General features: G+C 40.3%; 11 protein-coding genes and 2 pseudogenes. 8 read left to right on the plus strand and 5 right to left on the minus strand.

What is annotated here, in order from left to right:
* Positions 1–172 precede the first annotated feature (172 nt).
* Positions 173–1173: pseudogene (locus ACMUMK_RS14300) on the minus strand (IS110 family transposase).
* A gap of 150 nt (positions 1174–1323) precedes the next feature.
* On the opposite strand from ACMUMK_RS14300, the gene ACMUMK_RS14305 reads away from it, so the two are divergent.
* Positions 1324–2442: a hypothetical protein gene (locus ACMUMK_RS14305; RefSeq protein ID WP_414701826.1), complete on the plus strand. Its 1119-nt coding sequence runs from the start codon at positions 1324–1326 to the stop codon at positions 2440–2442.
* A 288-nt stretch (positions 2443–2730) separates the two neighbouring features.
* Here the strand turns inward: ACMUMK_RS14305 and ACMUMK_RS14310 are convergent.
* Positions 2731–3542 (minus strand): annotated as a pseudogene (locus ACMUMK_RS14310) (IS110 family transposase); the annotation flags it as partial.
* A gap of 204 nt (positions 3543–3746) precedes the next feature.
* Between ACMUMK_RS14310 and ACMUMK_RS14315 the strand changes: the two are divergent.
* Complete coding sequence (locus ACMUMK_RS14315) at positions 3747–4628, plus strand: bacteriophage abortive infection AbiH family protein (RefSeq protein WP_414701827.1); 882 nt, start codon at positions 3747–3749, stop codon at positions 4626–4628.
* A gap of 741 nt (positions 4629–5369) precedes the next feature.
* Positions 5370–6071 carry an HNH endonuclease gene (locus tag ACMUMK_RS14320; protein ID WP_414701828.1) on the plus strand — a complete coding sequence of 234 codons (702 nt, stop codon included), beginning with the start codon at positions 5370–5372 and terminating at the stop codon, positions 6069–6071.
* Between the two features lie 214 nt (positions 6072–6285).
* On the opposite strand, the gene ACMUMK_RS14325 is transcribed toward ACMUMK_RS14320, so the two are convergent.
* Both ACMUMK_RS14325 and plsB read right to left on the minus strand, forming a co-directional pair.
* Positions 6286–7305, minus strand: a complete 1020-nt coding sequence (locus tag ACMUMK_RS14325) for a patatin-like phospholipase family protein (protein WP_414701829.1) — start codon at positions 7303–7305, stop codon at positions 6286–6288.
* Between the two features lie 127 nt (positions 7306–7432).
* On the minus strand, positions 7433–9865 hold the full coding sequence (gene plsB, locus ACMUMK_RS14330; RefSeq protein ID WP_414701830.1) for a glycerol-3-phosphate 1-O-acyltransferase PlsB: 2433 nt from the start codon (positions 9863–9865) through the stop codon (positions 7433–7435).
* A 257-nt stretch (positions 9866–10122) separates the two neighbouring features.
* On the opposite strand from plsB, the gene ACMUMK_RS14335 reads away from it, so the two are divergent.
* Both ACMUMK_RS14335 and ACMUMK_RS14340 read left to right on the plus strand, forming a co-directional pair.
* Positions 10123–10458 carry a PadR family transcriptional regulator gene (locus ACMUMK_RS14335; RefSeq protein WP_414701831.1) on the plus strand — a complete coding sequence of 112 codons (336 nt, stop codon included), beginning with the start codon at positions 10123–10125 and terminating at the stop codon, positions 10456–10458.
* Positions 10451–11152 (plus strand): hypothetical protein, encoded by a 702-nt coding sequence (locus tag ACMUMK_RS14340; RefSeq protein WP_414701832.1) that lies wholly within the window; start codon positions 10451–10453, stop codon positions 11150–11152. Before ACMUMK_RS14335 ends, ACMUMK_RS14340 begins: the two co-directional genes overlap by 8 nt.
* Before the next feature lie 9 nt (positions 11153–11161).
* On the opposite strand, the gene ACMUMK_RS14345 is transcribed toward ACMUMK_RS14340, so the two are convergent.
* Positions 11162–11380 (minus strand): hypothetical protein, encoded by a 219-nt coding sequence (locus ACMUMK_RS14345; protein ID WP_414701833.1) that lies wholly within the window; start codon positions 11378–11380, stop codon positions 11162–11164.
* 89 nt (positions 11381–11469) lie between these two features.
* Between ACMUMK_RS14345 and lexA the strand changes: the two genes are divergently transcribed.
* The 3 genes from lexA to ctaD all read left to right on the plus strand — a co-directional run bounded on the left by lexA (position 11470) and on the right by ctaD (position 15190).
* Positions 11470–12093, plus strand: coding sequence for a transcriptional repressor LexA (gene lexA / locus ACMUMK_RS14350; RefSeq protein WP_133470000.1), 624 nt, complete (start codon positions 11470–11472; stop codon positions 12091–12093).
* 404 nt (positions 12094–12497) lie between these two features.
* On the plus strand, positions 12498–13571 hold the full coding sequence (gene coxB / locus ACMUMK_RS14355; RefSeq protein WP_414702017.1) for a cytochrome c oxidase subunit II: 1074 nt from the start codon (positions 12498–12500) through the stop codon (positions 13569–13571).
* A gap of 11 nt (positions 13572–13582) precedes the next feature.
* Positions 13583–15190, plus strand: coding sequence for a cytochrome c oxidase subunit I (ctaD, locus tag ACMUMK_RS14360; RefSeq protein ID WP_414701834.1), 1608 nt, complete (start codon positions 13583–13585; stop codon positions 15188–15190).
* Positions 15191–15208 lie beyond the last annotated feature (18 nt).

Here is a 15208-nt window from a genome sequence, read left to right on the forward strand (position 1 = left end):
GTGGATTATTCATCAATTTGATGAACAGCGCCTACCTTACTTAATCCGTCGTGACACCTGTCTTCAGTCTATGTTCGTGGTTCAATAACCGTTAGGTTATTGCCATCCTAACGCCCTCGGTGGTTGTGCCACAGCCGATGCTTGACCCAATAGGTTAACTCAAACTCTTTTCTCATGCCGGTACTCTAGATAAACGTAATTTAGGATTGACCGGTGTTAATACTACTTCTCGTGATATGGCCCAGATATAGGCAATCATTTCACGGGCAATGGCAGTGACGACAACATTGTAGTGCTTCCCTTTATGCATGAGTCGTTGATAGCGTCTGCACAGTCTAAGTTGTGCCTGCCATGCAATCTCTATAATTTCTTTCGGTAACCCTTCTTGCCGTTTTTGTAGTTCAGTGGATATATTGGCGCTATAACGATAACTGTGAGCCCCTTCAATGAGTAATCGTCTTGCTCTGCCATTACCACATTTGGTAATGGCACCTTGATGGCGTTTGCCACCACTGGATAATAACGCCAGCGCTTGACGTGATTCTCTAGTTCATTCACTAGTCGCTCTAAGCGCTTCATACGCTCAGTAATGGTTTGAATGGCTTCTTGCAATACAATTTGTTGGGCGGGGTGTGGCAACACCAATTCGGTTAACCAGCGTAAGTGTGCTGTAGACCAATTATCTTTTATTTTGCAGGTTATGTTATTGCGCAATAACATGGCTTTGAGTTGGTATTTGGCATCTTTTAAGTCTTTCATTGCCACTTCGCGAGCGCGGGATATATCGCGTATGGCTTCATCCTCAGGCTCTGGTACATAGATAGGCGTTAAGTCTTCGGACTTAAGTAGCTTGGCTAGCATCATGGCATCACGTTTATCTGTTTTGACTCTATCCCCTGTTTTTTTGGGGATGAGGGATGGCGCAACGACGTAACAACAGTGACCTAAACTGGTCAGAAAGCGGTATATCCAGTAACCACAAGGCCCAGCTTCATACACAAAATGTAAAGTGGCATCTGCAAACTGACGAGCCAGTTTTTTTATGGCTATTTTACTGCATGGTTGTCGTCCAAGGTGTATGGACTTGGCTCCGCGCTGGTCTTCAATGTAGGCCACTTCGACAAACTCTTTGTGAGTATCAAGGCCAATAAAAAGTATGTTATGTTTGTTCATGCTGATCTCCTTTTATTAGTTTGTTCAACGCAACTATTATGGCTCTGGCTTATAGCTAACCCACGTTTAATTGGATATCAGCACTTTTTAAGGTGGCTCGTGGGGAGTCATTATGTCTAACTTTATTCGGTAAAGGTGGAACATTTAAGAATGAAAACTGTATACATTTTGGGGGCTGGTTTTTCAGTAGAAGCTGGAGCGCCTACGCAAGCCGCAATTATGAAAGAGGCTTTTAGGCTCTACGATAGAGATCCTAAAATTTTTAAAGCTGAAGAATTTTCATTATTTAAGGGATTCCTCCAAAACCAACTGAACATGCCTGAAAGTTACTTTCCTGATATTGAGCTAGAGGATATTTTTACCCCGCTTGACCGTTGTCTTTCTGACAGCTCTCAGTTTCGTGGAGTTAGTTTGGATAGTATTATGAAAATCCGTGAAGCTGTATTTTATGTTGTTGGCAGAACCATCCAATTTTTGTTAAACGAGACAGATAAATCAAAATCATATATAGATAACTTTGCTGGCTACCTTGCCAAAGCCTCTTCAATTCGCGCGGATAGTAATTATAGTAAAGAGGACCCAGTCAGTGTCATAAGTGCTAATTGGGATATATTGCTAGATAACTCTATATATCAATCAATATCTGAAAAAACTGAATACGATGCTGTAGTAGATTATTGTTGCTATATCAGTTCGAAAGATGAAGATGATGGAAGTGTTAAGCCCGGTTTGGAAAAGCTTGGCCAAGGTGGTTTTAATGTGAAATTACTTAAACTTCATGGTTCATTAAATTGGTTGCAGTGCCCCAGATGTGCTCGCTTATATGCAAGGTTTTCTAAGAAAGAGGCAATTCATAGCTTTACAAAAACTTCATCGTGTCGTCACTGTGATACAAACTTTAGCGAAGAAGCAGGCAAGCACTTATTAGCCCCTAACTTAATTATGCCAACTTTTATTAAGGATTTATCTAATCCACAATACCGAATTATTTGGCAAAACGCTGGAATTGAATTATCGGAAGCAACAAAGCTTGTATTTATTGGGTACTCATTGCCAAGTGCAGATTTTGAAATGCGTCAATTACTGTCAAGAATGACCCGTAAAGATGCAGAGATTGAAGTAGTAGATTTTTGTCAATATGATGATAATGAAAAGCAGTCAGAAGCTAGAGAAAGCATAGAGAAACATTGGCGTAAATTCTTTGGAAAGCGAGATGTAAGCTTCCATTTCGATGGTGCTAAAAGTTATATCAATTCTATCGAATCATAAAGTTAACACATATGAGCCTCTAGTTGGTCAATAGGTATTAGTCACCTTTTGACCACTTTTTCAAGGTCAATCCAAGTCTCTGAGCTAAGTCGTATACTTCATCTGTCATATAGGCTATTAAGTCATCGCTTACAGCAAACACATATAGAGGCGCTCTTATGTGAGCTCATCACAGCCTGCCGTTTCATCCTCCATGATGATGACAGGGGCGCTAGACATTCATCGGTTAACCCAGCACTGGCGCTATTCAAGAATAAGGTTGGAATATTCCACCAGTTAGTTTCAGGCTCTGGCCTTATCGTTACCTCGAAGGTAGAGGATGGCCATTTCAGAGAAAGCCCATTTGAGGTGTACATTGTCAAAGCGTTCAATGTCACCTATTTCATATAAGATAGTCAGGGCGAGTATTTGCCCTACACCGGCAATGGATTTGAGCAAGTAATAGTCTTTAGGATAATGCTGTTTTGCTTGCTTCTCTATGAACCATTCTACTTATCGCAGTTCGGTTTCAATATGCCCGACCATAGTTAAATCAATATCGACATTACGTTGTACGGATATGTCCTCAAATACGAGGGCCATTTTATCTCTTGATGCGGGGTAGCGTAAGTTAAGTGAATGAGGTCGATAGTTATACTGGCTAACAGTATTAGATACATGGGCTTTTAAATCCTCCCCAAAGCGAACAAGCTTCGTTCGACGACGAAGCAAATCTCGGGTAGCCCGTAATTCGTTGGGGTAATTATAGGCTAATGGGAAGCTGCCGCCGCGTAACAATTTAGCGATTTTAAAAGAATCAATTCTATCATTCTGAGTTTTACCGCCATGTATGGCTTTCATATACAAAGCATGGCCTAAGACGAAATCAATATTATGTTGCCGACATAAGTCACTCACCCAATACCAACAATGCATGCATTCGACTCCTACGATGACATTTCCAAGGTAAGGAGTGAGTAAAACCAGTAATTGTTCGGGTGAGCCCTTTATTTTTTGTGGACTAGCACCTCCCCTTTATTATCAATGATACAGACATAAAGTAAGCGAGCGTGTAAATCGATTCCACAATAGTAAGGATGTGCATTAGTATAAAAGTTCATTGAGCTTCTCCGTTTGGTTTTGTCGCCAATCAGAGTAGCCGAAAGTTACGCTGATTGGGGAGGCTCAATGAGTATCAAGTTGCTTAAACGGACAAAAAACAGTTGGCTTTTGCTCGTTCCTCGCTAATTTTAGCCAACTATTTTATTGCCGCTTAGCAAAGCGATATGCATAGTTAATTGTTATTCAATAGTAGAGGTATTTGAGTGTCAACGTTATTTATAATCGGGAATGGTTTTGATATATGGAGCGGATTGCCGACTAGCTATGGAAATTTCAATAAAGAGTATAAAGAGCATCTTGATGATCACATCCATTACTTTGATGACTTTTGCGATATTGATTCTGAATGGTCTAACTTCGAAGAGTCATTAGGATCATTTAATCAAGATAATTTCCATGACAATGCTGCAATGCAACCATCTTTGGAGGAATTGGGTGATGAACCTAAACTCTTATATGGTTACGAAGATGAAATATTAATAAAAAAAGAAGAGCTTGTTGATGATATAACAAACGCTTTTAGGGAGTGGATTAGGTCTATTGATGTGAATGCAGCTCAAAAGCTGATGCATTTTAATTTGCCTGCATTTTTTGTTAATTTCAATTACACAGCAACTTTACAAAACGTGTACAACGTTCCAGAGAATAGGGTACTGCACGTACATGGAAAAGTTGGGAGAAATATAATATTTGGTCATGGACGTAGTATAAGATCAAATACTGCTGAAAGTGATGCTCCATGGTTCCATGAAACTTCAAAAGAAGTTGCTCAAATACCGGGGCTCTTTCATAAACCAGTAGACGAAATTTTAGAGCGCAATCGCTCCATATTAGAAGGATATGGTGATGTGCAAAATATAGTCGTAATAGGACACTCGGTTAATGAAATTGATATTCCATATTTTCAATGCATTTTAGATGCTTATCCTGATGCAGATTGGCAAAATTACAATTACGAGAATGATGATGAGGGTATTGATGAAGTATCTGAGACGCACGAAAAATTGATCGCTTTAGGTGTTTCAGAAACTAGATTGGAGTCGTTTTCTTCTGAAAAGCTTAAAGGCATTTATCCTGTTCCCTAATAGGATATGCATATAACAAGTCACTCAAAAGGACAAATAACAGTTGGTTTTTGCTTCTACGTCGCTTATTTTAACCAACTATTATTTGCCTCTTAGTGGGGCGTTGAGGCTGTAGAAAAAGGTCAGGGATAGAAAATGGCAATGCGCTAGGTCAAATATTTGTGTTGTTTAATGGTAAAACTGTACCGATTTCACTAGTGACGCGTTTTTGTGGTCAAATTAGGTTAATTTTTATAACAAACTTTAAGGTGAGGGTTTTTCTACATCCTTGTTAGGTTTTGATGTTACTGACATATTCTCGATTGAATAAAACTGATACCAAGTTCATGCATATCCTTGGTATACCTACCTATTTTTTTGCATTTATATTGTTTGTATTTGGGCCGTTAGATGTATTTATAACCATAGTAATTAATACTGTGATAGTTCTCGCTTACCAGTTTTTTTATAGCATATGCCTTGGTGTATTTAATCGGTTTTTTAGGTTAAGTACCTTAGTTTGGTGGAGTATATTGGTTGTCTCTATTCAACTAGCATTATTTAGTGTAGTTGTCGTGGGATTAACCTAACAAGCGAAGTCAGCGGAAATTTTACTCGCTGAAAAAAAATTGTATGTACACCCACTCTAATTTAAAAAAACGAAGGGTGTCCAGTTAGTGTTACCTACACGTGTGGCGGCTTCGCCATTATACCCCACATGTCTGCGCCCGTTATTGGAAAGTTAGGTGATTAAGGAGCTTTATGCCATTCCCAAAAAAAATACGTGAAGAAGCATTAGTCAAATCAAATAGGTTTTGTTGTGTGTGTCATGAGTTTGCTGGCCGTTCTGTAAACGTACATCACATTATTCAGGAAGCTGATGGTGGTTTAAATGAATTATCTAATGCAATTGTGCTGTGTTTAAGGTGCCATGCAGAAGCAGGGCATTTCAACTCTAGACATCCGATGGGTACAAAATATTCAACATCTGAGCTTGTAAAGCATCGTGATGCTTGGTGGAAATCATGCGTAAATGGTACCGCAAAATTAAATACTAGCATTGTTGCTGATACTAAAAGAATATTTACTGCACAAGATTTACACAAGCATAAGCTATTAATATCAATTATAAATGGCAATGAAAAAGTAATTTCTAATTGGAAGTTAGATATTTTAATACCGGAAGCGATTGAGGTTATTAATTCAAAAATTAAATTAATAGACAATATTGAACAAGAGCATCTTCGATACAAAAAATTTCAAGTCAAAGGGGTTGAAAGTATATTTCCAGGGGAAGAGTTCAAGGTTTTAGACTTAGATAAAACAACATTGGAATATCATATCGACTATCGTATATATAATATGCGAGATGACTTTCAATTAAAGATTATATGGGCTTTTTATTCTGACGCTGAATCAGCAATTAAAGGAGAGTTGGATTGGGATTCAATTCAACAGTTTTAATGCACCTAACAAGCGAAGTCACTAGGGTCACGTAATAAAGGGGCCCTAGTTATTCCTGTCTATCTGTAGAGTTTTCAGAGAAAATAAAGATTAATATCTCTGATGCTAGCTATCAGGCGAAGGCTTAAATCACAATCAATTGCTTCATCCGATTTTTGGGCAAAGCAATAATCCCAATATTTACAAGTTGCTCATAGCTGCCCTAATTTAACAATTAAGGCTGATAAACAATTGGCTCGCCTGTTGTTGGATCAATCCTATCCAAAGACGGGCCTTGATAACTATCGTTTAGTAACTCAACTACGGCATCGCCATAGCGTGTAAACCAAAAGTCCCCTAAAGCTTTTAGTCTTTTTATATTGGTTTTACTAATATCGTCCATGGCATCGTCAGGGGCTTTGGGGAGGCCGGGCTGGGTGCGCATTTCTGCATTTACTCGAATATATTTACCTGGTTGGGTAATAGTAATGGCTTGGTAGGCGACGACTTTTTCGTCTGACAATAAATCTATAATTTGGCCCTTTAACATCCACTGTACTGCGCCCCATTTGCGTGAGTCTGGGCCATTAATTTTGCGAGTGTGGGTACCTGTGCCTATGGTTAATACCCGTTTTTCAAGTGTTGGCCATAAACGACTTGCCTCTGCATACGCGCACATAGTGGGGTTGTTGGCTACCACACCGCCATCGATTAGCCAGTGTTCTTCGTTATCTGGGGGCAGTGGTAAGCCTTTAGTGGGGAAATAGGTAGGTGCTGCACTCGAAGAGTCTGCCACTTGGTAAGACAGTAGCTTTTGATATTCAGGTTTAGTGGACTTAATCACAAAGGGGCGACGCTTTTCTACGCCATAAGTGACGGCAAGTACGTGTTTCCCATCAGGCACATCACCTAATTTTGCTGCGCCTAGCTTGTCTTTTAAGGTTGAAGATTTGCCCCTTGCTTCGTACTTGGGGGCGTTAATACCATCTAGCTCGAACACGCCTTTGTTATCGGTAAATATCTTTTTGGCATTGGTGACATTATATAGATTGTTTATGTCATCCATAGACATATCTGTGGTGGCCAGCGCCAAAGCAATGATGCTACCTGTGCTGGTTCCGGCATAAAAATCAACACAGTCACGAACCGATTTTTGATACTTGGCTTGTAGTTGAGCCTCTACTTGGCTTAAAAATTGAGTGGTGGCAGCACCGCGAATACCGCCGCCATCCAGTGATAAAATAAGTTTAGACATGGTGAAATCCTTTTGGTCGTTTAGCGCCAATGTAAATATTGACGCTAATAATCATAGTCAAAAAATACAAAGTTATAGTGTTGGCTTTGTATTCTTTATCTCATTCCTTGAGTTACTTTTTTACGCCTTATATTTGCTGTAGCCGCAGCGCGATTTCTGGCTCTATTAGCGCAGTCACTTCATTTTTAAGTAGGTCACTTTGTTTGGCATAGCTTAATTGCCCTTGTTCATCTGCTTCTACTAGGCCGTTTTCTTTTAACGCGTTAATAAAGGTCGCGAGTACTTTTTTATCAAAAAACTCAGGAGAGTTAATGCCATTTAAAGCTGACAACCGAGCTGCAAACTGTGTACTTTGTTTTTCTAGCTCTTTGCGGTTTATTTGCTCTTCTTTGCACAGCAAAGTGAGTACAAGTGCGTAACGTTGCAGGGTTTCTTGAATGCTGCGATTAAGTAAATACACAGAGTAAAAGGCATGGCTTGAAGGCGTGGCATGCTGAATTTTTCCATTTTCGTCAACTAACAAACCCATACTCAACATCTGATCTATAAGTGACTCTATGTATTCTTGTGCTTCTTGATGGTCCATGTGCATGAAAAGCTCTTGCTTAAGTAATGGGTAGAGGTTTCCGGTTAGTTTAACTATTTGTGATTTGTCTAGCTCGTCGTGTGCGAACACTATGGCAGCTATTAGTCCGGGTAAAGCGAACAAATGTAGAATGTTATTTCTGTAATAGGTTTGGGCCACGGCAGTACTTTCTTTTAGAGAAACGATTTCGCCAAAGCTGTCTTCGGTCACTGTGAGCTTGTTGAGTTTTAGTGTGTTTGCTAGTAATTCGGCTCCGCTAGTTTCTGGTATTGTTACCATTTCGCTGTATGGAGAGTCTTTGAGTAGCGCAATAAAATGATCCATTGCTGTTTCTAACTCTATCCTCGACATGGCATGTTTATTCGATGACAACAAGCATAACGAGCAAAGCGCCATGCCGTTTACCGCCGCCGCTTGGTTAATTCTGCTCATCACCTCTGTGGCAAGGCTGTTCACTACAGGTGTTAACCACTGGGGCTTTTTATCAACATTGGCTTGCTGCTCTTCTCGCCAATTTGGGGCTTGTTGATCTAAAAAGTTAGTAAGATTGATAGGTTCGCCAAAGTTTAAAAAGCCAGTACCGTAATTTTTAAGCTTTTTAATGGCTGAGAATATTTGGAAAAAAGATTCTTTTTGCTTACTTTTGCCATTAAGCTCTTTAACGTAACTGGATACTTCCATTACATGTTCGTAGCCTATGTAAACAGGCACTATACTCACAGGGCGGTTTATACCTTTTGCTACAGCTTGCATTGTCATGGCGAGCATGCCAGTTTTAGGGGGCAGTAAACGCCCTGTTCTACTGCGACCACCTTCAGGAAAATACTTTACTGAATTGCCTTTTTTGAAAAGCAACTCTAAGTATTCACGAAACACTGCTGTGTATAGTTTATTGCCAGCAAAACTGCGGCGTAAATAAAATGCTCCGGCTTTACGCAAAATGCCGCCAACAGGTGGAAAGTTAAGGTTAATCCCTGCAGCTATTCTTGGAGTTACTAATCCTTGATGGTAAATAACATAGGTGAGTAACAAATAATCCATATGGCTACGATGGCAAGGAACATAGATAATTTCGTGGCCATTTTGTGCTAGGTTTCGGACTTTTTCAGCGTGATTAACTTCTATGCCGTTGTAAATTTTATTCCATATCTTAGTTAAGATCCTTTCGCCAAGGCGGATTAGCCCTGGCCGGTAATCTGCGGCAATTTCATCTACATATTTTTTGGCTTCAAGCTTGGCTTTTTGCTGGCTAATATTTTTTGTTTTGGCGCGGTCATCTATGGCTTTAAGTACAAATTCAGAGCCTAACACGCCGTTATATAATTCATGCCTTTCTAAAATATTGGGGCCAGTAAGGGTTTGCTGCCTGCGATGAAAGTGAGTGCCGGCGACTCTAACTAATTTGTGAGCTATGGTTTGGTCGTCGCCTTTGAGTTGCACCATGGCTCGAGACGACACTGCCTTGCTATAACAAACAAAGTTATCGCGCCCTAAAAACAGCACAATAAAGAATTTACGCAGCCAGCTAGGTGATACCTGATTGGCAATAATGTCAGACCAACTTGATAGGGTTTTGTCGGGGGCCCGGCCCCAAAGAATAGATACAGGGACTATTTGAATATCTAAATCTGGGTTTTCTCTGTGTAATTTGAATAGTTCTGTTGCGTCTTCAAGAATATCGGTATTACTTTTTTTACGATTGAGCACTGACCTTGGCTTTTGTAAAAACAAACAAGAAGCATGGCTTTCCCCTGCGACTTCAATCGTGTCTGTTGGTTTAGGTAAGCCTAAAGTTTTTGCAGACATTTTTAGTGCGATAAGATCGGTAATGGAATGAGTACGCAGTAAATAAACGATAGGTTTGGATTTATCTATACCCAATTCACCTTCGATATCTGTCGGTGTACTGGTGGCTTTTACTAACCACTTTGTAGGGATTGTAACGATTGTTAGTAGCAATTTACCCAGCCACATTTTCTCTCTCAACTAATAGGTTTTAGAACCAGTAAAGGATATCACAGAGAATATGCAGTTTGCTTTTGCTGATTGAAATGCTTGGTAAAAAACTGTCTGGGGGCACTTCAATTTAAGCGGACTGAGTCTATCAAGTTCTACTTTATCCCGTATTGCTTTGTATACCTTGGTATACATTAAAATTACTACAATGTAGTAATTTTTTTTGCAAAGCCTATTTTTAAAAACTACATTGTAGGAAATATAGGGAGGGTGTGATGAATCAGAAAACGTTAGGTGAATTTGAACAAGTTGTTTTGCTCGCATTGTTGCGCTTAGAAACCAATGCATATGGTGCGGCTATTCGTCAGCTTTTACAGCGCGAAATAAACAGAGATGTTGCTTTAGGGGCTTTGTACTCAACATTAGAACGAATGGAGAAAAAAGGTTTGGTCGTGTCTAAACTCGGAGAGGCCACCGCGCAACGTGGCGGAAGACCTAAGCGCTTTTTTTCGGTAACAGCTGAAGGTAAGGCAGCACTTAAACACGCTAAGCAAACCATGGATACCATGTGGCAAGGTGTTGTACTGACAGTGGGAGGTGGACATGCTTAATACTCATTCATCTCAAAAACAGCACACAACTATGTCCAAGTTAGCGACTTGGCTGTTGTCACGATTAGCTAATCCAACCTATCGTGACGAGCTAATAGGCGATATAGAAGAGGAATACACAGAGCGCCAGCAGACCAATCAAGATGCAAACAACTGGCTACTAAGACAAACCACACTGGCGATTTGGGATGGGCAAAAAGCGATGATTAGAACAACAGGTTTTGTAAAAACACTCAGCATTCTTTTATGTGTACTGGCGTTGCCAACCATTGCTTTATTTGTTGGTTGGTTGTCAAACATGCGTATGCCTTCAGAGCATTTGTGGCAGCTTTTGATGGCGGGTGAAGTGCATTACATATTGTTTAATAGCGAATATTGGGGAATTGCATGGAACGAAAGTGGTGTATCTCACCTAGAGGTCGACATGTTTATGCATATCCCATCCATACTCTGGGCAATGGTATTTGCAGTATCGGCTTACTTGTTCTTGAAAAAATCTAAGCCGTCTGTCTGGATGTTTAGTGCCTTTACCTTGGCTTATATATTGTTGCCTTATCTGTTTGGATATGGGGTGATTAGTTCGTTTGAGCCACCTCCACAAAAAGTAGGGCCGATTCTAGCCTTTATGATGTTGGCACCGTTTTTCACTTTACCTATGTCTGTTGGTTTTTTGTTGAAAGGGGTTAAAGACTAAAGCTAGGTACTAATGAATTAGCACGGCCGGCATATGCCGGCTTTTGTGTTTTTCCTCCATCACAAAAATCACATCTGCCCATTGAATGTCTTTGACACTTACCGTTCTTTTCGCCCTTGGGCTAGTACCTGCGGACCTGACGTTTAACTCTGGGTGATTTTTCCAAACCTTTTCAGCAGTTGGGCTGCGCCATTGGTTCCGGCTACAAATAAAAAGTATGTTCTTCATTTGACTCTCCTTAATCAATGTAAAACAAATTTGAGGTTTTTTAATAACTGTATATACTCACACTAACTGTATAGATAAACAGGCTGGTTATGCGTCCATTAACGAAACGACAAGAAGAAGTTTTACAACTCATAAAAGATACTATGTTAGATACAGGTATGCCTCCCACCCGAGCTGAAATTGCCAGAAACCTTGGTTTTAAATCAGCCAATGCAGCTGAAGAGCATTTAAAAGCTTTGGCACGTAAAGGGGTTATCGAAATTTTACCGGGAACTTCTCGCGGTATAAAACTCAACACACCTATTGAAGATCAACTCGAAGATCTTGGTTTACCACTAATTGGTCAGGTTGCTGCTGGTGAGCCTATCTTAGCTCAAGAGCATGTTGAAGGGCATTATCAAGTTGATCCAAGTTTGTTTAAGCCCAGTGCTGATTTTTTATTGAGAGTAAACGGTATGAGTATGAAAGATATCGGTATTTTGGACGGTGATTTATTAGCCGTGCATCGCACTACTGATGTCCATAATGGTCAAGTTGTTGTGGCCCGTGTAGATGAAGATGTGACAGTAAAACGCCTAGAGAAAAAGGGCCGTGAAGTGTTACTGCATGCCGAGAACGATGATTTTGCGCCTATTAAAGTTGATTTGGCTAATCAACCTTTCAATATCGAAGGTATTGCTGTTGGTGTAATTCGTAACGCTGATTGGATGTAACCTTTTTTACAGTAAAACACATAAAAGCGCAGTTACCTTGATTGCGCTTTTTAGCTAACACTTACCTGCTTTTGTAACTTTTTAGTTCACTTCTCTCCTTGTAAATCATTTAACATTTAAATGCTTAAAAAATAAACTTTAGTTTGTATTTTATACAAAAAAGCTAGACGAACCCCTATAAAATAGTCCATTCTTAACTTTCTCGTATCAATTTGTAACAATAAATTAACGTATATTTAACCATTGTTATTGCGTAATCTCTCGCTTCTGGTGTTTTTGACAATGAATAAATACTAATACGTAAAACGTTTATGAGGTGTCAAGTGAAGAGAATTTTGCCCAAGACTGGAATATTATTACCCTTATTCGCTACCACTCCAGTATTTGCAGAAGCCACGGATAAAATTAATCAATATCAATTAAATATGACTAAAGGCGTAACTGAAATAAGCGCTGAAGTTTATGACATGCATATGTTGATGTTCATTATTTGTATTGTTATTGGTGCTGGTGTGTTTATCACCATGTTCATTTCTATGTATTTTCACCGAAAATCTCGGGGTGCTAAACCCGCTAATTTTCATGAGAGCGTCAAAGTAGAAATAGCCTGGACTGTTATTCCTTTCATTATCTTGATTGCTATGGCCGTACCGGCGATGAAGCTGTTAATAGAAATGGAAGATGCTAGTGAGCCCGGAGTGACAGTCTTAGTAACTGGCTCTCAGTGGAAATGGCATTACAAGTATATGGATAACGACCTTGAGTATTACTCAAAAATGGCAACACAAGCCGAACAAATATCTGGAAAATTTGCAAAAGGCGAAAATTATCTACTGGAGGTTGATAGGCCTCTGGTTATTCCCACCGGTCAAAAAGTACGTTTTCTTATTACCTCTGATGATGTGATCCATGCTTGGTGGGTGCCTGATTTTGCTGTGAAACAAGATGCAAACCCAGGTTTTATTAATGATGCTTGGACCTTAGTTAACGACCCCGGTATTTATCGAGGCCAATGTGCTGAGTTGTGTGGTAAAGACCACGGCTTTATGCCAATTGTTGTTATTGCAAAAGAGCCTGCTGAATATGATAGGTGGATCACGGAACAAGAGAATATCCAGCTAAAAGCCAAGCAAGAAGAGCAAAGGTTATTGGCTATGAATATGACCATGGCAGAGTCTATGGCGCTAGGAGAAAAAGTTTATAACGCCAATTGCGCAGCTTGTCATATGCCTAACGGAGAGGGCTTGCAGGGGGTATTTCCAGCGCTTAAAGGTAGTCAAGTTGCTACTGCCGACCAACCTAAACATATTAATATTTTACTTAACGGTGTAACTGGCACTGCCATGCAGGCTTATGCCAAGCAATTAACCATGTCTGAATTAGCCGCTGTTGTTACCTATGAGCGAAACGCTTGGGGAAACAATACTGGTGACTTGGTGCAAGCCAAAGACATTCACGCTGCAATGAACGGAAAATAGGAGAGGTGACCATGACTGTAACAACCAATAACACTCATCATGATGGCCCTCATGACGAAGAGCACCACGAACATCATATACCAACTGGTATAAAGCGTTGGTTATACACTACTAACCATAAAGACATAGGTACTTTGTATCTGTGGTTTGCGTTTATTATGTTTCTAACCGGCGGCGCCATGGCTATGGTGATCCGCGCTGAATTATTTCAACCCGGGTTGCAAATTGTAGAGCCAAACTTCTTCAACCAAATGACCACCGTTCATGGTTTGATCATGGTGTTTGGAGCGGTTATGCCTGCTTTTACTGGGTTGGCTAACTGGTTAATCCCTATGATGATAGGTGCGCCAGATATGGCTTTGCCTAGAATGAATAACTGGAGCTTCTGGATCTTACCTTTTGCTTTTGCAATTTTACTATCTTCATTGTTCATGGAAGGTGGCGGCCCTGCTTTTGGCTGGACATTCTATGCGCCTCTTTCAACCACTTACAGTAATGATGGTACCGCTTTATTTGTATTTGCGGTGCATATTATGGGGGCGTCTTCGATTATGGGCGCAATCAATGTGATAGTCACAATCTGGAACATGCGGGCGCCAGGTATGACTTGGATGAAAATGCCCTTGTTTGTTTGGACTTGGCTGATTACCGCGTTTTTACTTATCGCTGTTATGCCTGTTTTAGCGGGTGCTGTAACTATGGTACTCACAGATAAATTCTTTGGAACAAGCTTTTTTGATGCTGCTGGTGGTGGTGATCCTGTCATGTTCCAGCATATCTTTTGGTTCTTTGGGCACCCTGAAGTGTACATAATGATTTTGCCGGCATTTGGGATTATTTCGCAGATCATTCCAACTTTTGCCAGAAAGCGTTTATTTGGTTATGCCTCTATGGTTTACGCCACAGCCTCTATTGCTTTGTTGTCATTTGTTGTGTGGGCGCATCATATGTTTACCACAGGTATGCCAGTGGCCGCAGAGCTGTTTTTTATGTTCGCTACTATGCTGATCTCAGTACCTACTGGGGTAAAAGTATTTAACTGGGTTGCCACTATGTGGCGAGGCTCAATGACATTTGAAGTGCCTATGCTATTTGCCTTAGCCTTTATTGTGCTATTTACCATAGGGGGCTTGTCTGGCCTGATGTTGGCTATCACTCCAGTAGATTTTCAATACCATGATACCTATTTTGTGGTGGCGCATTTTCATTATGTACTTGTAACTGGCGCGATATTTTCAATTATGGCGGCAGTGTATTATTGGTTACCTAAGTGGACCGGAAAGATGTTCGATATTGGCTTAGCCAAGTGGCATTTCTGGTGTTCACTCATTTCTGTGAATGTGTTGTTTTTCCCTATGCATTTTGTTGGCTTAGCGGGCATGCCCAGACGTATCCCTGATTATGCTTTACAGTTTGCCGACTTCAATAAGTGGATCAGTATAGGTGGCTTTGCCTTTGGTCTGTCGCAACTTATTTTCTTAGCTGTTTTGATTAAAGCCTGTAAGAAAAAAGGCGAGCCTGTATCGGACCAAGTATGGGAAGGGGCTGAAGGATTAGAGTGGGAAATTCCCTCTCCTGCTCCTTATCACAGCTTTGAAACACCCCCTGAAGTGAAGTAAATACCCTAGGGCTAAATT

The sequence above is a fragment of the Paraglaciecola sp. 2405UD69-4 genome (assembly GCF_047525415.1).
Classification (GTDB): Bacteria; Pseudomonadota; Gammaproteobacteria; order Enterobacterales; family Alteromonadaceae; genus Paraglaciecola.